20 protein-coding genes and 1 other RNA gene are annotated in these 23,056 nt (G+C 49.6%); 16 read left to right on the top strand and 5 right to left on the bottom strand.

The features are described 5' to 3' along the window. Window positions 1-151: 151 nt before the first annotated feature. Both BZG82_RS04775 and BZG82_RS04770 read left to right on the top strand, forming a co-directional pair. Complete coding sequence (locus BZG82_RS04775; protein ID WP_077765282.1) at window positions 152-1,825, top strand: ATP-binding protein; 1,674 nt, start codon at window positions 152-154, stop codon at window positions 1,823-1,825. Beyond that, on the top strand, window positions 1,822-2,511 hold the full coding sequence (locus BZG82_RS04770) for a response regulator (RefSeq protein WP_074213090.1): 690 nt from the start codon (window positions 1,822-1,824) through the stop codon (window positions 2,509-2,511). Before BZG82_RS04775 ends, BZG82_RS04770 begins: the two co-directional genes overlap by 4 nt. Window positions 2,512-2,525: 14 nt before the next feature. Here the strand turns inward: BZG82_RS04770 and BZG82_RS04765 are convergent, their stop codons facing one another. Then, window positions 2,526-3,590 (bottom strand): PLP-dependent cysteine synthase family protein, encoded by a 1,065-nt coding sequence (locus BZG82_RS04765; protein WP_101494722.1) that lies wholly within the window; start codon window positions 3,588-3,590, stop codon window positions 2,526-2,528. 130 nt (window positions 3,591-3,720) lie between these two features. Here BZG82_RS04765 and BZG82_RS04760 point away from each other — a divergent pair, with 130 nt between their 5' ends. The 3 genes from BZG82_RS04760 to BZG82_RS04750 are packed head-to-tail and all read left to right on the top strand — an operon-like array spanning window position 3,721 to window position 7,744. After that, complete coding sequence (locus BZG82_RS04760) at window positions 3,721-4,188, top strand: Lrp/AsnC family transcriptional regulator (protein WP_077479010.1); 468 nt, start codon at window positions 3,721-3,723, stop codon at window positions 4,186-4,188. A 42-nt stretch (window positions 4,189-4,230) separates the two neighbouring features. After that, window positions 4,231-5,991 carry an ABC transporter transmembrane domain-containing protein gene (locus BZG82_RS04755; RefSeq protein ID WP_077765281.1) on the top strand — a complete coding sequence of 587 codons (1,761 nt, stop codon included), beginning with the start codon at window positions 4,231-4,233 and terminating at the stop codon, window positions 5,989-5,991. After that, window positions 5,984-7,744 carry an ABC transporter transmembrane domain-containing protein gene (locus tag BZG82_RS04750; RefSeq protein ID WP_077765280.1) on the top strand — a complete coding sequence of 587 codons (1,761 nt, stop codon included), beginning with the start codon at window positions 5,984-5,986 and terminating at the stop codon, window positions 7,742-7,744. The genes BZG82_RS04755 and BZG82_RS04750 overlap by 8 nt, the downstream gene beginning before the upstream one ends. A gap of 89 nt (window positions 7,745-7,833) precedes the next feature. On the opposite strand, the gene tesB is transcribed toward BZG82_RS04750, so the two are convergent. Continuing rightward, window positions 7,834-8,697, bottom strand: a complete 864-nt coding sequence (gene tesB, locus BZG82_RS04745; protein WP_077457642.1) for an acyl-CoA thioesterase II — start codon at window positions 8,695-8,697, stop codon at window positions 7,834-7,836. Between the two features lie 99 nt (window positions 8,698-8,796). Between tesB and BZG82_RS04740 the strand changes: the two genes are divergently transcribed. The 6 genes from BZG82_RS04740 (at window position 8,797) to BZG82_RS04715 (ending at window position 13,280) form a co-directional block, all read left to right on the top strand. Further along, complete coding sequence (locus tag BZG82_RS04740; protein ID WP_077765279.1) at window positions 8,797-9,216, top strand: YbaY family lipoprotein; 420 nt, start codon at window positions 8,797-8,799, stop codon at window positions 9,214-9,216. Between the two features lie 41 nt (window positions 9,217-9,257). After that, window positions 9,258-9,986: a hypothetical protein gene (locus tag BZG82_RS04735; protein WP_077765278.1), complete on the top strand. Its 729-nt coding sequence runs from the start codon at window positions 9,258-9,260 to the stop codon at window positions 9,984-9,986. A gap of 128 nt (window positions 9,987-10,114) precedes the next feature. Beyond that, window positions 10,115-10,211, top strand: an RNA gene (ffs, locus tag BZG82_RS04730) — signal recognition particle sRNA small type. A 173-nt stretch (window positions 10,212-10,384) separates the two neighbouring features. Next, window positions 10,385-11,782, top strand: coding sequence for an ATP-binding protein (locus BZG82_RS04725; protein ID WP_077765277.1), 1,398 nt, complete (start codon window positions 10,385-10,387; stop codon window positions 11,780-11,782). Next, complete coding sequence (locus BZG82_RS04720; RefSeq protein ID WP_077479004.1) at window positions 11,779-12,423, top strand: response regulator transcription factor; 645 nt, start codon at window positions 11,779-11,781, stop codon at window positions 12,421-12,423. Before BZG82_RS04725 ends, BZG82_RS04720 begins: the two co-directional genes overlap by 4 nt. Continuing rightward, window positions 12,420-13,280 (top strand): DUF2861 family protein, encoded by an 861-nt coding sequence (locus tag BZG82_RS04715; protein ID WP_077765276.1) that lies wholly within the window; start codon window positions 12,420-12,422, stop codon window positions 13,278-13,280. The genes BZG82_RS04720 and BZG82_RS04715 overlap by 4 nt, the downstream gene beginning before the upstream one ends. 215 nt (window positions 13,281-13,495) lie before the next feature. On the opposite strand, the gene BZG82_RS04710 is transcribed toward BZG82_RS04715, so the two are convergent. The 3 genes from BZG82_RS04710 to BZG82_RS16660 all read right to left on the bottom strand — a co-directional run bounded on the left by BZG82_RS04710 (window position 13,496) and on the right by BZG82_RS16660 (window position 16,909). Then, window positions 13,496-13,972, bottom strand: coding sequence for a Dps family protein (locus tag BZG82_RS04710; protein WP_069588020.1), 477 nt, complete (start codon window positions 13,970-13,972; stop codon window positions 13,496-13,498). Window positions 13,973-14,128: 156 nt separating this feature from the next. Then, window positions 14,129-15,445, bottom strand: coding sequence for an HD-GYP domain-containing protein (locus BZG82_RS04705; protein ID WP_241837345.1), 1,317 nt, complete (start codon window positions 15,443-15,445; stop codon window positions 14,129-14,131). A gap of 168 nt (window positions 15,446-15,613) precedes the next feature. Then, window positions 15,614-16,909: a methyl-accepting chemotaxis protein gene (locus BZG82_RS16660; protein ID WP_077765274.1), complete on the bottom strand. Its 1,296-nt coding sequence runs from the start codon at window positions 16,907-16,909 to the stop codon at window positions 15,614-15,616. Window positions 16,910-17,331: 422 nt separating this feature from the next. Between BZG82_RS16660 and BZG82_RS04695 the strand changes: the two genes are divergently transcribed. From BZG82_RS04695 to betB, 5 genes are all read left to right on the top strand, one after another. After that, the gene (locus BZG82_RS04695; protein ID WP_069588024.1) at window positions 17,332-17,895 is read left to right on the top strand and encodes a GbsR/MarR family transcriptional regulator; all 564 of its coding nucleotides are present in this window, start codon (window positions 17,332-17,334) and stop codon (window positions 17,893-17,895) included. A gap of 18 nt (window positions 17,896-17,913) precedes the next feature. Continuing rightward, window positions 17,914-19,257 carry a cytochrome ubiquinol oxidase subunit I gene (locus tag BZG82_RS04690; protein ID WP_077765273.1) on the top strand — a complete coding sequence of 448 codons (1,344 nt, stop codon included), beginning with the start codon at window positions 17,914-17,916 and terminating at the stop codon, window positions 19,255-19,257. Continuing rightward, entirely contained in the window at window positions 19,254-20,252 is a 999-nt protein-coding gene (cydB, locus tag BZG82_RS04685; protein WP_069588028.1) for a cytochrome d ubiquinol oxidase subunit II, read from the top strand. The genes BZG82_RS04690 and cydB overlap by 4 nt, the downstream gene beginning before the upstream one ends. A 665-nt stretch (window positions 20,253-20,917) precedes the next feature. Continuing rightward, a complete protein-coding gene (gene betI / locus BZG82_RS04680; RefSeq protein ID WP_077765272.1) occupies window positions 20,918-21,520 on the top strand; it encodes a transcriptional regulator BetI in 603 nt (200 codons plus the stop codon). A 54-nt stretch (window positions 21,521-21,574) separates the two neighbouring features. Then, entirely contained in the window at window positions 21,575-23,035 is a 1,461-nt protein-coding gene (betB, locus tag BZG82_RS04675) for a betaine-aldehyde dehydrogenase (protein WP_077661772.1), read from the top strand. Window positions 23,036-23,056: the final 21 nt, after the last annotated feature.

Here is a 23,056-nt window from a genome sequence, read left to right as displayed (position 1 = left end):
TGCTGTTGTTGAGCATTTCATATATTGTAAAAATAATGTGAATAAAAAATGTTTTGGTGGTTTTGTTCATATTGTTCACTGCAATAAAAACATAACGCAGATAAACTAACAGAACATGAGAATGCTTGGGTGAAAGGAGCTCGCCACCACAATGCGTCAGTTTCTCTCATTGCGTCGCTTGAAGCTAAAGCAGCGCATGATATTGATTTTAGGTGTGATTGCCATCCTACAAACAGGGACGCTTGGCTACTTTGCTATCAATTACCTCGATAGAGTCCTTAATGAGCAAATTGGTCAGCAAGCGATGCGGGTCGCGATGACGATCGCGGCGATGCCTGATGTGGTTGAAGCCGTATCAAAAGAGAACTCAACATTTTTGCAACCTTTAAGTGTTGCTCTCGCACGTTCGGCTCAAGCACGGTTTGTCGTGTTTGGCAATGAGGTGGGGATTCGGCTTGCTCACCCTTTACCTGATCGTTTAGGGAAATCGATGGCCGATGATGACGGAGATACCAATGCCCCTGCGCTGATTCATGGTCAAGCGTACATTGCGCAAGCCGAGGGAAGTGTGGGTTGGTCTGTGCGCGGGAAAGCGCCTATTTTCAGTCCTGACGGGAAATCGATTATCGGCATTGTCTCGGTGGGGTACTTACTAGACACTGTTGATGCAATCGTCATACATCACACCAGTACAATGTTCTTCGCCATCCTCGCAGCCTTTATCTTTAGTGTTATTACCGCGATCTTATTCGCTAATCATTTTCGTCGAGCGATTTTCAATCTCGAGCCTGAGCAAATTGCGCGTCTGTTTCAGGAGCGTAATGTGACATTAGAAACTGTTCGCGAAGGGATTGTTGCGATTAACCAATCTGGATATATCACGACATTCAATCGTGCAGCCATAAAGACGCTAGCGCTGCCAGAAGACCAACTCTACATTGGTCGCCATATTACGGATGTATTACCCGATACCGGAATGGAAACTGTCCTGGCGGAGGGAGAGCCTGATTTTGATCAAGAGATTTGGCTTCATCATCACAATCTTATTGTTAACCGGATTCCATTGCGGCAAAACGGTCTCATCACGGGGGTCGTGTCTAGCTTTAGATTGAAAGACGAGGTGGATTTGGTAAGCCGTAAGCTAACGCGAATCAAACAGTATGCGGAGTCCTTGCGCAGCCAAGCACATGAGTACAACAACAAATTACATACTCTTGCTGGACTGATCCACATGGGGGCGACAAATGAGGCGTTGCGAATGATCGGCCAGGAAACCTCAGGCCACCAATCCTTTATTCAACGGGTGATGCAGGTCACTTCAGATAGCATTCTGGCGGGATGCCTGTTGGGTAAATATAATCGAGCAAGAGAGTTAGGTTTACGATTAACCGTTGATAAAGAAAGCCATATGCAGGATTTGCCAGAGGCTTTGCCGCGTGAGCAGCTGGTCAGTATTTTAGGTAACCTCGTTGATAACGCCCTAGAAGCAACGCTGGATCATTATGGGCCCGATGGCCAAGTCACACTGAGTTTTTCTGACTACGGTAAAGAGCTTATTTTCGAAGTGAATGATCAGGGGGCAGGTCTATCTCACCAACAAGCAGAGGCGATATTCACGCGTGGTTACACAACAAAAGAGACCGATGGTCATGGCATTGGCTTGGATTTAGTTCAGCGTCAAGTTGCACACCTCGGTGGTATCGTAACAGTTGAGCCGAATATGCGTGATAAGCAAGGTAGATTATCAGGAAGCCGCTTTACGGTTTATATACCTAGAGCTAAATGGCAAGAGCTCGATCAACATCCATATCAGGACAACACATGACAGAATTAATCAGTATTGTCATTGCAGAAGACGATCCGAAAATTGCAGAGATTCAGCGTCGCTTTATCGATAAAATCGAAGGGTTTGATGTAGTGGGAATTGCCCATGACTTGGATGATGCAAGAGACTTGCTTGATGTATTTCGACCTCAATTACTGCTTCTCGACAATCAGTTCCCCAAGGGCACAGGTCTGGAGTTACTGAGGGAATTGCGCGCCAAGAGTGCGCATACAGATGTGATATTGGTGACGGCAGCTAAGGAGGTAGAGACTCTTCGCACCGCCATGCACAACGGTATATTTGATTATATTTTAAAGCCCGTTGTTTTCGAGCGATTAAAAACGTCTTTAAACCAATATTCTACGCATGTTCAAAAGCTTGCAAATATGGATTCACTCATTCAAAGCCAAGTTGATGGCCTACTGGCGTCGGGCGTAAAGGAGAAGAGCGAACCTTATTCACCGCGACTACCAAAAGGCATAGACGCGATTACACTGAATAAAATTCGTGAGGTTTTAAATGCTCCCACGATAGCGCTAAATGCCGAGCAGGTTGGGCAGCAAATTGGCGCGAGCCGAACAACAGCGCGTCGTTACTTGGAATATATGGTCGGAAGAGATGAGCTTTGCGCTGAGGTGGCTTATGGTAGCGTCGGTCGCCCGGAGCGTCGCTACCACAAACCATAAGGCTGTTGTGCCTATTACCCCAACACCGTCTGCAAATCATGGGTCGCTTGGTCGAGATCCCCAATGTGCTCGCGCACCCAATCAGGGTTGTAATAGGTGTCTAGGTAGCGCTCGCCGCTGTCACATAGCAAGGTGACAATAGAGCCTTTTTCGCCGTTGGCGCGCATTTCATTTGCTAACATCAAGACGCCGTACAGGTTGGTACCGGTGGACGCGCCGGCTTTGCGGCCAAGCTGGCTTTCTAGCCAGTGAATGGTGGCGATACTGTGAGTGTCCGGCACTGTGGTCATTCTATCAATCACGCCGGGAATGAAGCTAGGCTCGACACGAGGCCGTCCAATCCCTTCAATGCGGCTGCTTTTATCGGTGGTTAATGCACTGTCGCCAGTGAGGTAGTAATCGTGAAACACCGAATGCTCAGCATCAGCCACCATCAGCTGAGTGGGTTGGCAACGATAACGAATGTAGCGGCCAATGGTCGCTGAGGTGCCACCGGTGCCCGGGCTCATCACAATCCAGCTAGGGATCGGAAAGCGCTCGTACTGCATTTGATCAAAAATGCGGTTGGCAATGTTGTTATTGCTACGCCAGTCGGTCGCGCGCTCGGCATAGGTAAACTGGTCCATGTAATGGCCATTGAGCTCCTTAGCAAGGCGACGAGACTCGGCATAGATCTGATCTGACCGCTCGACAAAGTGCGCTTCACCGCCATAAAAACGGATTTGCTCAATCTTCTTACACGCAGTGTTTTTAGGCACTACGGCAATAAAACGTAAGCCAAGCAGACGGGCAAAATACGCTTCGGAAATGGCAGTACTGCCTGACGAGCTTTCAATGATGGTGGTGTGCTCATCAATCCAACCATTACACAAGCCGTACAAAAACAAAGAACGCGCCAAGCGGTGCTTCAAGCTACCGGTTGGGTGGGTGCTTTCGTCTTTCAGATAAATATCAATGTCTGTAAAGCTAGGGAGATCGAGCTTAATTAAATGGGTATCTGCAGAGCGTTTAAAGTCGGCTTCAATCAGGCGAATCGCGTTACCGACCCAAGTATGGCAAGGATGTGAGGTTGTCATCATGCATCTCCGAATACGTAATTAGCACCAGTTTACGTAAAGTGTGGGATAAAAACCTTGCTATTTTTGCTCTATAATGCCACCAAAAGAGAAAAATAAACTCACATATAGCACTTAATGGAAATAATTTTTCATGACTGTCACTTTAGATGAGATAGATCGCACTTTACTCGCGGCTCTACAGGAAGATGCCAACTGGTCTGTGGCTGCGTTGGCCGAACGGGTGAATTTAACCACGACTCCCTGTTGGAAGCGGCTGAAACGGCTGGAATCACAAGGGGTGATCCGCGGGCGGGTGGCATTGCTTGACCCCGAAACCGTTGGCCTCGCATTTACCGCCTTCGTCCATATCAAAACCAATGACCACAGTGAGCAGTGGTACAAGACCTTTACCGAGGTGGTAACCGAGTTCCCTGAGGTGATGGAATTCTACCGTATGGCGGGAGAATATGATTACATGATGAAGGTGCAGGTGGCTGATATGACTCGATTTGATCATTTTTATAAAAAGCTGGTCAATTCTGTGCCAAGTCTGAATAATGTGACATCAACATTCGCCATGGAAGCGCTTAAGTACACCACCGCCTTACCGATCCGATAGGTCGTTCTGATGATAAAAAGGCGGGGATAAAAAGGAGACCTCATGAAGGTGTTTTGGCAGTTAGGCTGGTTTTTTAAACGTGAATGGCGTCGTTATGTCGGCGCCATGATTATTTTGGTATTTGTCTCTGTCTTCGAGCTCATTCCACCGATGGCTGTGGGCCATGTGGTCGATGGCGTGGTCGCGGGCGAGATTTCCACTGAGCTATTGATGTGGCTACTTGCGGGTATGCTGGCCATTTGGGTGGTGGTGTATGTGCTACGCATTGTGTGGCGAGTGTGGCTGTTTGGTGCTGCGGCTGAGCTTGGCACTGTGTTGCGCAACCGGCTTTATGATCATTTTACTCGTCAATCACCGCATTTTTTCCGTCGCTATCCGAGTGGCGATATCATGGCGCGTTCTACCAATGATGTAAAAGCAGTGGTAATGACCGCCGGTGAAGGGGTCCTGACCGCTGGGGATTCTATTATCACAGGTGCGGCCGTGCTCATTGTGATGGTGAGCCAAATTAGCTGGCAGCTCACACTCTTAGCCCTGTTACCGATGCCGGTAATGGCAGTACTGGTTAATCGCTTCGGTCGCCGTTTGCACCATACCTTCACCGAATCGCAAGCGGCGTTTTCTGAGCTGTCAGAGGTGAGTCAGTCCTCACTGTCGGCGGTGCGTATGGTACGTGCATTCGGCTTAGAGCAGCACCAGATGAATCAGTTTGATCAAGTTGCCGATCGTACTGGGGAGAAAAACCTCGCGGTGGCAAGGGTTGATGCGCTGTTTTCGCCGGTGATCCAAGGCACCATTGGCGCCTCGTTTTTCCTAACCGTGTCTGGCGGTGGCTACTTGGTCGCTAACGGTGAGATTTCGCTTGGGGATCTTACCGCATTTACCCTGTATCAAGGCTTGATGATTTGGCCGATGCTCGCAGTGGCGTGGCTGTTTAATATTATTGAGCGTGGGCGCGCGGCTTGGACGCGGATTGATGCGTTGCTGCAAGAGCAGCCAGACATTGTTGGCGGTGACACGCCGCTGCCTGACACCATGCAGCCGTTGACGCTGGCGATTGAGCAGTTTAAGTGGCAACCGGATGACAGTTTTGCCCTTAAAGATATCCATGTGACGCTTCCGCCTGGAGCCATGTTGGGGATTGCCGGCCCAGTCGGCAGTGGCAAATCAACCTTATTGCAATTGCTGCTTCATCTGACCCAGCTTGAAAAGGGCGATATTCGCTATGGTGATGTGTCGATAGCGGAGGCTGATTTGTCGTCATGGCGACAACGTTTCGCGGTGGTGACGCAAACGCCGTTTTTGTTTTCGCGCTCGATTGCGGAAAACATCGCCCTTGGTCGTCCGGATGCGACCCAAGCGGAAATCGAACAGGCGGCGAAACTTGCCTGCATTGATGAAGACATCCGTCAGCTGCCGCACGGGTATGAAACCGCAGTCGGTGAAAAAGGGATCACCTTATCTGGCGGTCAAAAGCAGCGGATTTCGATTGCCCGCGCTTTGTTGGTGGAAGCGGAGTGCTTGATTTTGGATGATGCCTTGTCAGCCGTTGACGGTGACACCGAGCACCGTATTTTGCAGAACCTGCAACAGCATCAGCACACCCGTACCACGATTGTGATAGCCCACCGCTTATCGGCACTCGAAAACGCCGATGAAATTGTGGTACTCAGCCACGGGCAAGTCCGAGAGCGTGGCCAGCATCGCCAATTGATTCAACAGCCAGGATGGTATCAAGAAATGCACCAATATCAGCAGTTGGAAGCGGCATTGGAAGCCGATGAGGAGCCGCGCCATGACTAAGCGAGAGATCTTATTTCGATTGCTAAGCTACATGCGCCGCGACAGGCGTCAATTTGTGATTGCCACGATTTTCTTGCTGGTGGCGGCTGTGGCCGAAGTAACAGGGCCTTATTTGGTGCAAATCTTTCTCGATAATTATGTCGCCAAAGATCATTATCCGGCGGTGATCATGTGGGCACTGGCGGTGGGTTATATCGTATCGACCATTGTCTCCGCGGGCTTTCAGTATCAGTACGAGCTGCGTTTTAACACCATGGCGGTGGCCATCATTCAACGTATTCGTAAAGCGGTGTTCGCCAACGTGATTAAACAGCCTCTGTCAGCCTTTGATTATGTGCCAATGGGGCGGATTGTATCGCGCTTGACCAATGACACCGAGTCGTTGAAAGAGCTGTATGTGTCTGTGCTTTCTACCTTTTTACGTAACATCGCACTGATTGGGGTGATGCTGGTGGCGATGCTGATGCTCAGTGTGCAACTGACAATGGTGGTGTTGGTGCTACTGCCGTGTGTGGTGCTGGTGATGGCGCGCTATCAAAAACGTTCAGCGCCTGCGTATCGTCGGGCGCGAGATCGGCTAGCAGATATCAACGGGGTGATGAATGAATCTGTGCTCGGCATGAATTTGATCCAGCTAATGCAGCAAGAACGAGCGTTCTCCTCGCGATTCAGTGATATGACGGCGGATCACCTAGATGCCATGGTGACTATTCAACGCCTGAACGGGATCTATCTTCGCCCTTTGATTGATTTATTGGCAGGGGCCGCGTTGCTGTCTTTGGTGGCTATCTTCGGTTTTAGCGGCACAGCAGTAATTGGGGTCGGGGTGCTGTACGCCTTTTTAAGCTATTTGGGGCGGATCACCGAGCCATTGATTGAAATGATGCAGCAACTGTCACTGCTTCAGCAGGCTATCTCGGCCGGTGAGCGGCTTTTCGAAATGATGGATACGCCGCCTGAGCAATATGGTCATGACACCACGCCGATCCCTGATGGTGCCATTGCACTGCAGAATGTGTCGTTTTCCTATGATGGTGAAACACCGGTGTTGTCAGACGTGAATGTAGACGTCCCGGCCGGCGGCTTTCTGGCGTTGGTGGGACATACGGGCAGCGGTAAATCAACTTTGGCGTCGTTACTGATGGGATTTTATCGCACAGGTGAGGGGACGCTGACGCTGGGTGGATTACCGATCGAAAGCTTGAGTCATCAAACCTTGCGTGAAGGCGTTGCCATGGTACAGCAAGACCCGCACATGCTGACGGGGAGTTTGCGAGAAAACATCGCGCTGGGGCAGACGCTGGACGATGAAAAAATCTGGCATGCGCTCGAACAAGTGGCGCTGGCAGATTACGTGAAAGGGTTGCCAGCGGGGCTGGATACCTTACTTGGCGAGGGCGGGATGACCTTTTCTGCCGGTCAGCGCCAGCTGTTGGCTCTGGCGCGCGTGTTAGTGCGTCAGCCGAAAATTCTGATCCTTGATGAAGCCACCGCCAATATCGACTCCGGCACCGAAGAGCTTGTGCAACAGGCGCTGAATCGGTTACGCCAACAGATGACAGTGGTGGTGATTGCGCACCGCTTATCGACCATTGCCGAGGCCGATAACATCCTCGTCTTGCATCGTGGCCGCGTGATTGAGCAAGGGCGCCATCAAAGCTTACTGCGTCAGCAAGGTCGCTACTGGCAGATGTATCAACTCCAGCAAGCCAGCGCGCATTTAGCCGCATTAGAGGAAGAGGCGCAGGTGTAGCGGTTCAGTCATGGGTGAAACAGATAAAAAGGGGCGCAATGCCCCTTATTTGTGCTGCTCAGATTCGCTCACGCTCGAGACGTTGATGGTTAGGAGAGTTTACGCATCAAGCCTTCTTGGGTCGCTGAGGCGATAAGATCGCCTTGCTGATTGAAAAGTTCGCCGCGTACAAAGCCACGCGCACCACTGGCGGAGGGGCTTTCAATCGCAAACAACAGCCACTCATCCATTCTGAACGGACGGTGGAACCACATGGAGTGATCAATGGTGGCCACTTTCATGCCCGGCGTAAGCAGCGTCACTGCGTGAGGCTGCAACGCCGTGACCAAAAAGCCCCAATCGGCGGCATAGCCAAGTAAATACTGGTGGACATGAAAATCGTCTCCCACTTCACCATTGGCGCGGATCCACAGATATTGCTTAGCCGGTGCGGCATGGGGCTTAAGTGGATTGATCACTGTGGCAGGTCGCACTTCGATCGGCTTGTCACCCCCAAACGCTTTGACCACCTTAGGTGGCAGCTTGTGGGCAATATCATTGACTAGCGACTGCTCCGAGCGCAAGGTCTCGGGCGCTGGCACGTCGGTTGGCATGGTGTTTTGATGCTCAAAGCTTTCTTCCTCCTCTTGATAAGACGCCGTCAAATAGAAGATGGGTTTGCCGTTTTGCACCGCTTTGATCCGTCGCGTACTGAAACTTTTTCCGTCTCTGAGTATCTCAACGTCGTAGATGATCGGCTGCTCAGGATCGCCTGGGCGCAGAAAATAACTGTGGAATGAATGCAAAAAGCGATCAGGGTCGACCGAGGTTTTAGAGGCCGATAGGGCCTGCCCAATGACCTGCCCACCATACACCTGTGGCAGTCCAAGGTTTTCACTTTGACCTCGGTAAAGGCCTGTATCTAACCGCTCAAGCTGCAGTAATTGTAAGAGTTCTGTCAGTGGTTGGCTCATAAGTCCTTGATACGTGCTATGCTTCCAGTGTTATTGATCAAGCTATCATAACCTTAGCGTTTTTGCCGCATTCAAACGCGTACCAGTGAGGATTCTTTAATGAAGAAACTATCGTTTCTGTTGTTCGCCTTATTCACTGCCCTAGTGTTTACTGCCTGTTCAGGGAATAGTCAACCTAATGATTTAGCAAGTGTTTCCGGCACTTTAGTGTATCGTGAGAGACTTGCTTTACCTGAGAATGCCAGCGTCACGGTCCGTTTGGTAGAAATGAAAAAAATGGGTTCACCCGGTAAAGAGATTAGCCGGCAATCATTCGTAACCGAAGGCCAGCAAGTGCCTATTCACTTTTCACTGAATTACGATCCGAGCCAAATTTCTCCAACACACACATACGTCGTCACGGCACAAATTGATGTGAACGAACGCCCGCTGTTTATCACCAATACCATCAATAAGGTGATCACGGATACGAATCATACCTTTGATCCCATCCTCACACTGGTGCGAGTCGGCAACTAATCACTACACTGAGAAGAGTCAGTGGAGCACAAGGAGTGTGCATGCGGATCTCTTCTTTGCTTTGGCCTGCACTGCTCGTCGCCATTGCAGCGGCAGCCAGTTTGGTCTCCGGTTTTTCGTTATCCAGTTGGGCGATTTTCGTCCCGGCTGTATTTTTCTTTTACCCCGAGACACTCACGAGTTGGTTACTTACGTTGGCGATGGGGGCGTTTGCCTATGCCATGCCCCAGCTGCCTGCATTGCTCAGTGCAACCAGTTTACTGATGCTGCCCGCCTTGTCATTGTTGATGAACCCCTTGCGGCATCTACATGTCAAACTACTGCTGGGCTCAGTGATGATTGCGATGCTGACTGGTATTATGGCGCTGCAATCGGAGGCAAAACTCGCCGGTTCACCTTGGGTATTCACTGTCTTGCTGCTGGGATTAGTCGTGGCATGGGGCGCGCTACAGCAATGGCGCTCGTACATGCCACCTCGGCAAAGTGCATGGCTTTTGCTACCAGTGCTTGCCGTGCTGCTTGGTTGGCCGACTGCGCTTTGGTGTGTTTCGATTGTGGTGGTGATCTGGTTATTGCAGTGGATAGGGCTGACGCCACGGTTTGCCTCCTCGCGTCCCATCGCTTTACATGTCTTACCTTGCGTTCCTTTTTTGGTGATCACGCTAGTGACACCCTCACAACTTACCATGTCGCTTTTGGTCGCGTGGGCAACGATGCTAGCGGCAATTTGGATCGGGGAATACTTGTTTTTGGAAGAGCCGGACGACTGACTGGGTGGATATTGCTCATAAGATCAACAGTTAAGCGGCGAAGCTATCAATCCTCCTTGCATTGCATCCAGCCATGCCACATAATGCCCCGCAGTTAAGCAAGCTTAACGACATATCGATGGAGGCCTTCTTGGTTCTCCCGCAACACTATCTTGTGTACTGGGTCAGGTCCGGAAGGAAGCAGCCCGCGCTTGGGACGTGTGTGCCGGGATGCAGCTGGGGAGGCCTCCGCCCTTTCTGCTCTTCGCTTTTCTCTTATTCTTCGTCGCGTACCCTTCAATCCATTTGTGCGATACGCTTCATTGATAACGTTGATGTTGACACTCGGGTGACACAGCCCCTTACCGCTTAGCTATGATTTAATCATTAGTCGCAATGATAGGTCTGGGGAGAATCGATTGGGTTTTCGAGCGTTAGCCGCGTTACTGTTCGCTTTACTAAGCAGTCAAGTGGCGGCTAGTGAGCTGCAAACGCAACTCAAAGGCTTTTATGATGAAGCGTGGCAGGCCGGTCAATTGGTGGTGGCTCAGCCCTCGCTCAATGCTTACTCGCAAAACTTGCTGCAAAGCCAAGCGCAATACCCTGACTTTACCCATTTTGACTGGCAAGATCTGGTTGCACTGCATCAGGTGACGCAGCGGTGTCAAGCCAACCCCCGCATTGTAGACCCTCAGTTATTGATTGCGCAGCGCTTTGAACTCGCATTGTGCAACGGTAAATCGTTACCGCCAGCATGGTTTGTGGAAAACCCGTTACTGCACCCGGCGGGAGGCAGTTATGCGGACCGTTATCTTGCCGCCTATCCGATGGCATCGCCGCCACCTGAAATTATCCAACGGCTGACACTCGATAACGCACAGCATCCCCTACACCAGTCATTGAGTGACCTAAGTGCGCAAGGGCGTGACGCGTTACTGAGTGGCTATCGTGCCTATCTAGATAATCACCAGTTGTGGTTGAATGGCGAATTGGGGTGGAAGGTATTGCCTCAATCTGTGTGGTCGCCGATTGCAGAACGTTATCGACTCAGTTTGTCGACTGAGTCGACCGGCTGTGACTATCGCTATGGCAATATTTGCAACCAACTTCACCCGGCTTATCAAGGTGTATTTACCGCGATACTCGTGCTGGTCTGTATTGCTTTAGTGATCGGGCTGGCGCGTAGTGTGTATGATCGTTATCAACAGCGTCGAGAGCGACAATTTATACTTCAACTGCTAACGCATGAGTTACGCACGCCAATTGCCAGCTTGGGGTTAACCGTCGAAATGCTGCGCAATCAATTCGACCAACTCAGCGAAGATGCGCAAGATGTATTGTGGCGATTGTTGGCTGATCATCAAAGGTTGAGTCAATTGACCGAAACCAGCAAAGGCTACTTGAGTACGGATAAGAGTGAACAGTTTAAGACTCAAACGGCATCGCTGTCTGATTGGCTCGATCACGTGTGTGACCCCTTTGATATTGACTATACCCTCGAGGACGATCGCACGCTGACGTTACCCTTCTATTGGTTATCGATTTGCTTGGAAAACTTGATTAAAAACGCGCACCAACATGGTGGGGAAACCGTATGGATTCGTGTGTGTGTGGGAAAACGTGTCCGTGTTTGTGTTTACGATGATGGCGTGTTTCCGTCATGGTGGCAGCGATTATGGCGGCGCTGTCAAGCGCCAACCTCGGAACACAATATGGGCATTGGATTGTTCTTGGTGGCGCGTTTAATGCGTCAAATGGGCGGAAAGCTATTGATAAAACGGCATCCGACTTGCTGTATCTTGGAGTTACCCCAATGAGCCACTTATTATTGATTGAAGACGATAAATTATTGGGTGAGGGCCTACGTCAGTTTTTAGAAACGCAAGGTTTTAACTGTACTTGGTTGATGGAAAGCGCAAAGGTTGAGAAGCATTGGTATCACGCGGACTTAGTGATCTTGGATCGTCAATTGGCAGACGGCGACAGCTTGGCGCATCTCCCTACTTGGCTGGCATTGAAAGCGTTACCTGTCATTGTATTAACCGCTAAAATTGAAGTGGAGCAACGGGTTGAAGGTTTGATGGCGGGCGCTAAAGACTATGTGGTCAAGCCATTTGCACATCAGGAACTGTTGGCCCGTATTTATGCCCAGCTTCGTCCCTTAGGAGAGAGTCAACTGCTGTATGGCAGCATCAAGGTCGAGCCCGGTTCACGCGCGGTATATTGGCAAAATGAAGCGGTCACGCTAAAACCCAAAGAGTTTGATTTATTATTGTTGCTTTTACAAAACCAAGGTCGGGTGTTTCACCGCGAGGAGCTGCTTAATAAAATCTGGGGTTATCAAGCCTTTCCGACAACTCGAACCGTGGATAATCATGTCTTGCGTTTACGGCAAAAACTCCCTGATCTTGCCATCGAAACTCACCGTGGGGTGGGGTATAGGTTGATAGCACAATGATGTGGCACCGTATCGGTATCGCAGCCCTTTGGGGCTTGACTAGTATCAGCGCGCAGGCTGAACAATCTTGGTTTATGGACACGCCCATGCGCGAGGCTTATCAGGCGCTGTTGGTCGAACAGCCCACATTGGCTTGGCAAGAGTTGATGTTTGCGCTGACGCAAGCGCCCGTTGACGAGTCGCACTGGGCGGCACTAAAACACGCCATTATTAATCAAACTGATTGCGGACAGCGTTTGACCAAACCTAACGGCAAAGGGATCCCTCATGGTTTGACCATCTCTTTTGTGCGATGGTCAGGGACGTCAAGTATTGGTTATGAGATCAAAATCTCCGCTCAACAGATCGAACATGACACCTTACTGACAGTCACTAACCCAGCAGGAGAGGTTGTGCTCAGTGAGAACTTAGATGCTAACAAAGGGTATCAAGAAATAGAGTCAGGGCAGTTATTTACTCCAATTACCCCTGGTATTTATGAATTAAGAACGGGGGGACATCGTTATAGCTTGGTCATTTATGGAATGCCGCGTCGGCCTTGGATTCAATTGACAGACTACCCTGACCAAAAGTTAATCGTGGATTTACCTCAAACACCGTCAAATTGCTTAGCGGCAGCGGCAAACTGGTTATGGCTTGACAACGAGTATCGTTGGATAGAGCAGACACCCATCAACCTGTTTGAAGGCACGAAAAGTTCAACTTCATCTGCTGTGGTTAAACTTCCGTTAACATCGCCTTCTGACACTGCACATTTAAGTGCAACTGTCAGCCATTTTGAATATCAAGGGGCGATCAAAGTGAGGTATATCGAATGGATAGCGTTACCACTCAGTCCGGGCGGTACTATGGAGTAATTAGGCCTCCTGCTGATATTCACTGCTAACCACAAACGTTACCGACCAACCAGTCGGTATGTCGGATATCACTGTGCCCGCAAAAGGCTTGGTGGCGCAGTTGAGTGATGGAACGCAAGTGGTTTGGTCTGTGTCTGAGTAGGGTTAAGGTGCGCTAACAGTATATAAAAAAGCCCGCATTCACGCGGGCTATACTAAATCGTACTGATTCATGATTAGTTTAAGTAAGCGTTGAGCATCCACATCAGTTTTTCCTGCTCGCGGATGTAATCACTCATTAGCGCAGATGTCCCTTCATCGCCTGCATCACCAGCAAGGTTCATGATGTCGCGCTGCAGGGCGATCAAAACACTGAAGCCTTCAACCAGTGCGCGGACACCAGCTTGGCCATTCGCTTCAGGATCGTGCTCTTTGATCTCACTGACTTTCAAATACTCGCTAAAGCGGTGCTCAGCAGTACCACCGATAGTGAGAATACGTTCAGCGACTTCATCAATCTTGGTTTGAAGATCGGTGTAAATTTCTTCAAATTTAGTGTGCAATTCGAAAAAGTCGTTACCTTTGATGTTCCAGTGAAAGCCACGCACATTGGTGTAAAGCACTTGATAGTTCGCCAATAGTGTGTCCAAACGCGCGCCTAGCTCGGCGGCTTTGCTGCTGTCTAGTCCAATCAATGCTGCTTGTTTACTCATCTAATGCCTCCTTAGTGGCAAAATCAATGTGTTTGACGTCTACAGATAGCAAACGCCAAGCACTGGAAACGGTGTCGCTTCAAATGATGGAAATAGGATAACTACCCGATATCAAAAAAGAAAATGGGTTAAACCTATATAGCTGATAGGGCGTGCCTATGATGTGATCGACGTAGCGTCGTGGACCATAAAGTGATCGGGCAGGGTATCGAGTCCAGCAATGAGCGCATCCAAACACCGTTGGTCGATTGCCGTATCCACCTCTTCGCGCATGATACTCAGCGCCTTATCCACGGGAATAGGACCACGATACGGCCGCTCTGCAGTGATGGCGTCGAATATATCCGCGGTAGTAATGATGCGTGTTAGAAGTGATATATCCTCGCCCTGTACTCCATCGGGGTAACCGGTACCATCGAGCTTCTCATGGTGCGCGCTCGCGAATTGGGCGAGATCGTGGAATTGCTGGATCTTCGAGAGAATCGTTTTACTCAATGCGGCATGTTGCTTGACCTGCTCCCACTCGTCGTCGTCAAGTTTACCGGGTTTATCAAGAATATCGTTGCTAACACCCAGTTTACCGACGTCATGGAGCAACGCGCCGCGCTTGAGCCACTTTTTGTCCTGCTCGCTCACGCCAAGCTCGTCTGCGATCAAGCTTGCATACACAGCTACTCGCTCGCTATGGCCGGACGTGAACGGGCTCTTGGCATCGACAATACGGCCAAAGGCAGCGGCTATCGCATCAAGGTAGTTGTCATCCACCCACACCGTTGCGGTAGCAGGAGCCATCGATAGAACGTGTTCTCTCAGTTGGGAGGCATCAAGGTGCTGCCAAAAGTGGGGGGCGTTAGCGCATTCGATAAATGTATCCACGAGGTGGGGGTCAAACCAAGTTCCTCGCCGCGCTTTGATTTCTTGTAGTGCCGCTTCAATGCCGGATTCGGTGCGGAAAACATCAATAACTTGGGTCATCAAAGCGATACGTGCATAAAGAGGGATCGCGTCACCGCGTAAACCGTCAGGGCGTCCGCCTCCATCATAGTGTTCGTCTAGAGCGTAAACCGCGTTGGCAACTGCCTCGCTAAACCTTAGTTCACGCACGATTTCTGCACCACGCGTACAACGGGTTTCAATCAGCTCTTGGGCATACATATCCCCGTTTCGTATGATATCTAACGTCGTGGAAAGCTTTTCCATGAAGCTCCGTTTAACACCGGTATTTTTGAGCACGAAATTGAGCACGCTAGATAAACTGCCATCGACAATTTTATAGCGTTTCTTAAAGGATAAATCGTTAGTGAGATAAAGCTCGCAGATCCGTGCGGCATTGCTACTGCACCCCGCATCTTTTAACAGCAAGGCATAGAAAAGATCGTGACGCTGCTGGGGCGAAAAATCGAGCGCATCGGCCAGCTTCATGCCCATCCAAGCACAACGCATACAGTGCTCGGGAGGTTGACCTTCGGTCATGTCGAGCGCCGTACTTAGCGCGACAATGAGCTCCGATAGTCGTAACTCGGACGATGGCTGGCAAGGTATATCTGGCACGCTAATCTCATCTGATTGTTGACGCATAATCCAATGGCTCGGTGTTAGGTTATTAGTTATCTATACGGCCGTTGACGATGTGTATTTTATTCAGTGAGTCAGTCCTCGAACCGTATCCGAGACTTCTTGCGCACCGGCATGGATATCTTTCATCACTTCATCCACCGCCGTGACTTTTTCTTGTCCGAGCGTGGACTGTTCACTTACTCTTTCCATCGCCTCACTGACCCCCTTAATCAGTTGCAGGTTTTCATCAACCACATCCGCGATTTCGGTGGTCGATTTACTGGTTCGCTGTGATAAACCGCGTACTTCATCTGCCACGACCGCAAAACCACGTCCCTGTTCACCGGCTCGAGCAGCCTCAATAGCGGCATTCAATGCGAGCAAATTGGTTTGCTCGGCAATTTGTTTGATGGTGGTGACGATGTTTTCAATGCTTTGCGCATGTTGGTTCAGCTGATTGACCTGGTTGGAGGCTTCTATTGCTTGTTCAGAAACGTTTTGCGATAGCTGCACCGCTTCTTGCAATAGCACGCTACCGCTTTCACTGTCTTTTAGCGTTTGCTCAGACGACGCTTGAGCCAGTTCAGCTGCATGATTCACAGCCTGATTTTTCTTGACGGTATCTGTGATGTTAGTAGCAAATTTAATCACTTTCACTACTCGTCCATTGGCATCGAACACAGGGTTGTACGTGGCTTCTAGCCATACCTCATTGCCGTATTTATCGCGGCGTAAATATTGTCCTGCGGTGAATTGACCGTCTGCCAGTGATTGCCAAAAGTGGGGGAGCTCATCGTAGAAGTCTTGGTCGCAAAAAATACGGTGATGCTGACCGATAATCTCACTGTCTTTATAGTGGACCGTACAAAGAAAATTTTTGTTGGCGCGAATGATGGTGCCATCGGGTTCAAATTCTATTACAGCCAATGAGCGATCGATGGCTTCTAATATTGCGTCTTGACGCTTTGATTGTTGGTATCGCTGGGTAACGTCAGCGGCAAGTTTACGTATCTTGGTGACTTTCCCATTTTCATCTTTGATGGGCACATAGGTCGCTTCCATCCAGATTTCATGCCCCTCTTTGTGGCGGCGTCTAAACACGCCTTGCTGAGATTTTCCTTGCGCCAGTGCTTGCCAGAATTGGCGATATTCTGACGAGTTTGCCGTGTCCTCAAAACAGACTGCGCGGTGATGCTGACCGATTACCTCGTCTCGCTGGTAACCGATAATGGCAAGTAAACGATCATTCACATCGATGACCGTCCCGTCTGGCGTAAATAAAATTGAGGCAATGTATTGTTGGAGAGCATTAAGCTCCGCTTGAAGCTCTGCGTTTTCTTTCTGGCAAGCGTCTAGCGCGCGTTGAGTCTTTTTGAACATAACTACTTACTTCCCGTTGTCCAAACCCGCGGAGTCATTACCTTTTTATAGACTCCACATATGCTCGTAAAAGTGTAGATGTCCGAGTAAGGCTAGGCGCAGTTTTTCCAGAAAATTATTCATCGCTCATAATGATAGATACCTTATTTGTTGGTGATTCAAATGACTACCGTTGTTTATAAATCTATCAAATATGTATCTGAGTATGTCATCGCTCTTTCGCTGTGCGGCGAAAGCGCTTAACCTATGCAGTCTTAGTCGATTCACCTTCCCGCAAATGTAACGTATTCACAACTATCCTTCATTCCTTGTTACAAATCGACTTTTTTATTTTCAATAATTTTTGAAAATTCGAAATATTCATTGATCCTCAGCAAAGAAACTCCGTATCATTCCCCAGAAGCACTGTGAGGGAGATCAAGATGGAGCTGTCGCAAGAGCTAAGAAATGTGGTGATGCATTTCGGCGAAATGGGAAGTCGGTGGGGATTTAACCGCTCGGTCGGCGAAATGCTGGCACTGATTGTGTTGAGTGAAAAACCGTTAAGTGCCGATGATATTGTGTCGGCGCTCAATATATCTCGTGGCAATGTCAGCATGGCAACCAAAGAATTGCACGGCTGGAACTTGATTCGCTCACAGCGTACCCCCGGAGATAGAAAGGATTACTTTGTGCCTAACGGCACCATCTGGGAGTTGGCGCAGCAGGTACTCGCGGAGAGGAAGAAGCGAGAGGTGGATCCCACCTTATCTATGCTGCGTGCACACTTTATGCGAAGTGAAGATGACGCTGAGAGTCATTCGGTTAAGCAGTTGCATGAGATCCACGATCTTCTCGAGCTGTTTAACCATTGGTTTGACGATGTTCAGCAAATGAAACCTGAGCATTTGAAGAACCTGATGAAACTGGGCAGCAGTGTCGGCAAGCTTCTCGAGCTGTCTGGCAAGTTGTTTCACAGTAAGTCCAACGAACAATCGGGCAGTTAAACTCCTGAGGGTAATGTCATGTTAGATACCTTAATGTTGTCGCGGATCCAATTTGCGGCCAACATCAGCTTTCACATCCTTTTTCCCACTATAACGATCGCCTTAGGGTGGATGCTGGTGTTTTTCAAGTTCAGATACAACCGTACTGGTGAGCAGATCTGGCTAGATACCTACTATTTCTGGGTCAAAGTGTTTGCGTTGACCTTCGCGCTGGGCGTAGTGTCCGGCATCACGATGAGCTTCCAATTCGGGACCAACTGGCCCGGATTTATGGAGAAAGTCGGCAACATCGCTGGCCCATTATTGGGTTATGAAGTGATGACGGCATTTTTCATGGAAGCCACCTTCCTTGGCATTATGTTGTTTGGTAAGAACCGTGTGCCGAATTGGGTTCATACCCTCGCAACCCTGCTCGTGGCGATTGGTACCACCATTTCTGCATTCTGGATTTTGGTGCTCAATAGCTGGATGCATACCCCAATCGGTTTTGAAATCATTGATGGTGTGGTGCATCCAACCAGCTGGCTTGAAGTGATTTTCAATCCGTCGATGCCGTATCGCTTAAGCCATATGTTATTAGCGTCTGGTTTGACCGCTTCTTTCTTAATCGCGGGGATCTCTGCTTATCAGAAATTAAAGTCACCGACCTCAGGCGTATCAGACAAGCCTTTAAAAGTAGGTATTACCGCTGCAGCAATTCTGATCCCATTGCAGGTGCTTGTTGGTGACATGCACGGCCTAAACACACTCGAGCATCAGCCACAAAAAATCGCGGCGATGGAAGGTGTGTGGGAAACCGAGCAGGGCGCGCCTTTGCTGCTGTTTGCGGTACCAAACGAAGAAACACGCTCTAACGACTTTGAAGTGGGGATCCCGAATCTGGCAAGCCTAATTTTGACTCACAAACTCGACGGTGAGATCAAAGGCTTAGAAAGCTTTGAGTATCATCCGCCGGTGAAGCCATTGTTCTTCGGCTTCCGCATTATGGTCGGAGTGGGTGTGCTTATGCTGGTGGTGAGCTGGTTTACCGCTTATCGCGTATGGCGTAATCAACCGATGCCGAAGTGGCATCTGATGGGCCTAGTCGCCATGACATTCTCGGGCTGGGTAGCCACGCTTTCAGGCTGGTATGTCACAGAGATCGGTCGTCAGCCTTGGCTGGTTCAGGGGGTGCTAAAAACCGCGGATGCGGTGACACCCGTGGCAAGCTCGCATGTCGGCATTACGTTAACTATCTACCTTACGCTCTACGCGGTGTTGATGGTGGCGTATATCCGTACCTTGTTCTTCTTAGCCAAAAAACGTCTGCCCGAGTACCAGTCAGACAACCACGCTCAGCCGAATAAAGAGGTGAACGCATGAGCATAACTCCTTATCTGCCTGAAATTTATCTGCTGCTGTTTGGCTTCTCGGTATTTATGTATGCCGTGCTCGATGGCTACGACCTTGGAGTGGGGATGCTGTTGCCGAGCTGCAACCAAGCGCAGCGAGACCGTATGATTGCATCGATTGGCCCATTCTGGGATGCGAACGAGACGTGGTTGGTACTGGCGGTAGGTTTGTTGTTGATTGCCTTCCCTGCGGCACACAGCATGATTTTGACCGAGTTGTATTTGCCTACGTCCGTGATGCTGGCGGGTCTTATTCTACGTGGTGTGTCGTTTGATTTTCGTGCCAAAGTGAAACCAGAGCGCAAAGACCTTTGGGATCGCTGCTTTAAAGCGGGCTCGTTTATCGCGTCGATGACACAAGGCTACATGATTGGCCGCTATGTACTGGCGTTTGATGACAGCACAGGTGCATATTTGTTTGCACTGTTAAGTGGCCTCTGTGTGACCGCCGCCTACATCTATATTGGTGGGACTTGGCTGGTGATGAAAACGGAAGGGGACTTGCAAAAGCGCGCGGCGAAATGGTCTCGCCGCGGTGGCTGGCTTGCGGCGCTTGGCGTATTAGCTATCAGTATTGTCAATCCGCTGGTGAGTGAGACAGTAGCCGAGCGTTGGTTTGGCTTCCCTGAGATTTTATTACTGGCACCCGTGCCACTGGTGTGTCTTGCCATTATGTTGCTGGTAGACCGCTATCTGCGCCACGTGCCGGTCGAAAATGATGTGGGTTATCAGTTCCCATTCATTGGCGCGATCATTTTGTTTGCAATGAGCTTCTTTGGCTTAGCATACAGCTTCTTCCCTGACATTATCCCCGGCGTGATGACGGCGAAAGAGGCGGCGAGTGCCACTGGTACCCTGTTGATTGTCGGTTACGGTGCGATGTTCGTGCTACCGATGATCTTCTTATACACCCTCTTTGTGTACCGTGTCTTCTCAGGAAAAGCCACCGAGCTTAACTACGAGTAAGCCATACGTAACACACCCCTAATCGATGAGCCCAGCGATAGACGCTGGGCTTTTTTTTGCTCGGCGTTTGAGTGTGATAGCGATGGTATGCCCGTCACGATAAAACGGTTAGCGACAACCAGCCTTTTTGTGCAATCTTTCGGGCCCTAAATATTTGTCGAGCGAAAGGTTATATCTCGTTATAGTTTGTGCTTCTCGACGCTCTAGCTGGAGTGGCCCATCATGGTTTGTGATCAGCTGATGCGTGCTTTCAGACTGGCGTTCCCCCTCTTTTTGTAGATAACGTCGGTTAAATTGTGCGTTTTGTCGCTCATTTTCGCATTTTTGGCTCAGCGTTGAGCGTGTTTTGAATCCTTGACTCGCGGTTGGTTTCGGCCAGCATTGAGTGAAAATGAATCCTTATTCCCCTTACTATTTCCTGCGCCACCATAGCTTTGTGGTGGAATTTCGACCGATTTGTTCACAAATACTGCTATCAGCACAAAAGATTTGATCTGGAACAAACCTTTTTGAAATTGACCTAAATCATTGTTGTAGTTGTATGTTTCTGTTTTTTGAGGGTTGGTCGTGTAGCGATTTGGTTAAAAAATCTATTTGAGATCTAAATATTAGCGTGTAAGATTATATTTAACTAATCGTTCAATTAAAAACGAATGGGAGCAACAATGCCTAAGGTAGGGATGCCGGAAGTACGTAAACCGCAGCTCGTTAAAGCCACCATGACTGTGATTGGTCGCGTTGGTCTACATGCGGCAAGTATCTCTTTGATTAGTAAGGAAGCCGGCGTATCAACAGGCATTATCAACCACTATTTTGGTGGTAAGCATGGTTTGCTGGAAGAAACAATGCGCGTGGTATTGCGCGAGCTTTCAGCCACTGTCATTAACACGTTGCGTGGGATCCCTCGTCATCACCACCAAGCGCGTATTAATGCGATCATTAACGCGAACTTTGAAGGTTTTCAGGCCCAATCCGATGTGGTGAAAACTTGGCTCGCGTTCWGGTCATATGCCATGCATGACAATGAGTTACATCGTTTACAGCGCGTGAACGAGAAGCGCTTGCTGTCGCATTTGCGTATTGAGCTTAAAGCGCTATTGCCGGTCGAGCAGGCTGTCATGGTTGCTCAGGGGATTGCAGCATTGATTGATGGTATTTGGTTGCGCGGTGCATTGAACCCTAAAGGTATTGATGCCAATAACGCTCGCACCATTATCAATGACTATTTAGATAAGCAACTGACCTTTTATGGTCGTCCTCAGGGCTAACCCGGGATAGCAGCTGACATGCACACACGAACAGAAAAGAATTCAGGATTAATCATGGACGCGAAAACGCTTTTTATTAATGGTCAGTTAACTGACGTATCCAGTGGTGAATACTTTGCCACCGTGAACCCTGCAACGGGTGAAACACTGGCACAGATCGGCCAAGCTTCTGCAGACGATGTGCAGAAAGCGATTGATGCCGCAAAAGAAGGCTTTGCCGTTTGGTCTCGCATGACCGCGATGGAGCGTAGCCGAATTCTATTGAAGGCGGTTGCTTTGTTGCGTGAGCGCAATGATGAACTGGCGAAACTGGAAGTCCTTGATACGGGTAAGCCGTTGCAAGAAGCGATTGAGGTTGATGTGGTAACCGGTGCTGATGCGATTGAATATTTCGCCAATCTGGTGCCATCCATGCAAGGTGAGCAGCAACCGCTGTCTGACAACCAATTCTTCTACACCCGTCGTGAGCCACTTGGCGTGTGTGCAGGCATTGGTGCGTGGAACTATCCGATTCAAATTGCGATGTGGAAATCAGCGCCAGCATTGGCGGCAGGCAATGCCATGGTATTCAAGCCATCGGAAGAAACCCCGCTTACAGCCCTTAAGTTGGCAGAGATCTTCACTGAGGCCGGTATGCCTGACGGCGTATTCAATGTGGTGCAAGGTGATTATCGTGTTGGCCAAATGCTGACAGCACACCCAGAGATTGCCAAAGTTTCTTTCACCGGTGAAGTCGGTACCGGTAAGACCGTGATGGGTGATGCCGCGAAGACCCTGAAATCAGTCACCATGGAACTGGGTGGTAAGTCACCGTGTATCGTGTTTGATGATGCGGATTTAGACAATGCGGTATCTGCGGCTATGGTCGCCAACTTCTATACCCAAGGTGAGGTATGTACACACGGTACCCGTGTCTTTGTTCACGACAGCATTTATGACGCGTTTGTCGAGCAGCTGAAATCGCGCACCGAGAAACTGGTCGTCGGCGATCCAATGGATATGAACACCCAAGTTGGTGCATTGATTTCAACCGAGCATCTTGAAAAAGTGATGACGGCCATTCAAGGCGCGAAAGCAAGTGGTGCCACCCTGCTAACCGGCGGCGAACGCTTAATGGAGAATGGCCTCGACAAAGGTAACTTTGTGGCCCCGACCATCTTCACCGATTGTGATGACAGCATGGCGCATGTGCGCGACGAGATCTTTGGCCCTGTTATGTCAGTGTTGCGTTTCTCAGACGAGGAAGAGGTCATTCGTCGTGCCAACAATACCCATTATGGGTTGGCTGCGGGCATCTTTACCCAAAACCTGTCGCGTGCGCATCGCGTGATCCATCAGCTTGAAGCCGGTATTTGTTGGGTGAACACCTGGGGTGATTCGCCAGCAGAAATGCCTGTCGGTGGCTACAAGCAATCAGGCATCGGCCGTGAGAATGGTGTCGAGACCCTGACTCACTATACCCAAACCAAGAGTGTACTGATTGAGCTAGGCGATTTCGCTAGCCCATACGCCTAACCTCAGTTAACGGAGCGACCA

This window comes from Salinivibrio sp. PR5 (assembly GCF_001996085.1).
Taxonomy (GTDB): Bacteria; Pseudomonadota; Gammaproteobacteria; order Enterobacterales; family Vibrionaceae; genus Salinivibrio; species Salinivibrio proteolyticus.
This window is presented reverse-complemented; position numbering and strand designations above follow the sequence as displayed.

Excerpts from the sequence above, each read along its gene's own strand:
- BZG82_RS04775 (WP_077765282.1), top strand. The coding sequence starts at position 152 with ATGCGTCAGTTTCTCTCATTGCGTCGCTTGAAGCTAAAGCAGCGCATG.
- BZG82_RS04770 (WP_074213090.1), top strand. The coding sequence starts at position 1,822 with ATGACAGAATTAATCAGTATTGTCATTGCAGAAGACGATCCGAAAATT.
- BZG82_RS04765 (WP_101494722.1), bottom strand. The coding sequence starts at position 3,590 with ATGATGACAACCTCACATCCTTGCCATACTTGGGTCGGTAACGCGATT.
- BZG82_RS04760 (WP_077479010.1), top strand. The coding sequence starts at position 3,721 with ATGACTGTCACTTTAGATGAGATAGATCGCACTTTACTCGCGGCTCTA.
- BZG82_RS04755 (WP_077765281.1), top strand. The coding sequence starts at position 4,231 with ATGAAGGTGTTTTGGCAGTTAGGCTGGTTTTTTAAACGTGAATGGCGT.
- BZG82_RS04750 (WP_077765280.1), top strand. The coding sequence starts at position 5,984 with ATGACTAAGCGAGAGATCTTATTTCGATTGCTAAGCTACATGCGCCGC.
- tesB (WP_077457642.1), bottom strand. The coding sequence starts at position 8,697 with ATGAGCCAACCACTGACAGAACTCTTACAATTACTGCAGCTTGAGCGG.
- BZG82_RS04740 (WP_077765279.1), top strand. The coding sequence starts at position 8,797 with ATGAAGAAACTATCGTTTCTGTTGTTCGCCTTATTCACTGCCCTAGTG.
- BZG82_RS04735 (WP_077765278.1), top strand. The coding sequence starts at position 9,258 with ATGCGGATCTCTTCTTTGCTTTGGCCTGCACTGCTCGTCGCCATTGCA.
- BZG82_RS04720 (WP_077479004.1), top strand. The coding sequence starts at position 11,779 with ATGAGCCACTTATTATTGATTGAAGACGATAAATTATTGGGTGAGGGC.
- BZG82_RS04715 (WP_077765276.1), top strand. The coding sequence starts at position 12,420 with ATGATGTGGCACCGTATCGGTATCGCAGCCCTTTGGGGCTTGACTAGT.
- BZG82_RS04710 (WP_069588020.1), bottom strand. The coding sequence starts at position 13,972 with ATGAGTAAACAAGCAGCATTGATTGGACTAGACAGCAGCAAAGCCGCC.
- BZG82_RS04705 (WP_241837345.1), bottom strand. The coding sequence starts at position 15,445 with ATGACCGAAGGTCAACCTCCCGAGCACTGTATGCGTTGTGCTTGGATG.
- BZG82_RS16660 (WP_077765274.1), bottom strand. The coding sequence starts at position 16,909 with ATGTTCAAAAAGACTCAACGCGCGCTAGACGCTTGCCAGAAAGAAAAC.
- BZG82_RS04695 (WP_069588024.1), top strand. The coding sequence starts at position 17,332 with ATGGAGCTGTCGCAAGAGCTAAGAAATGTGGTGATGCATTTCGGCGAA.
- BZG82_RS04690 (WP_077765273.1), top strand. The coding sequence starts at position 17,914 with ATGTTAGATACCTTAATGTTGTCGCGGATCCAATTTGCGGCCAACATC.
- cydB (WP_069588028.1), top strand. The coding sequence starts at position 19,254 with ATGAGCATAACTCCTTATCTGCCTGAAATTTATCTGCTGCTGTTTGGC.
- betB (WP_077661772.1), top strand. The coding sequence starts at position 21,575 with ATGGACGCGAAAACGCTTTTTATTAATGGTCAGTTAACTGACGTATCC.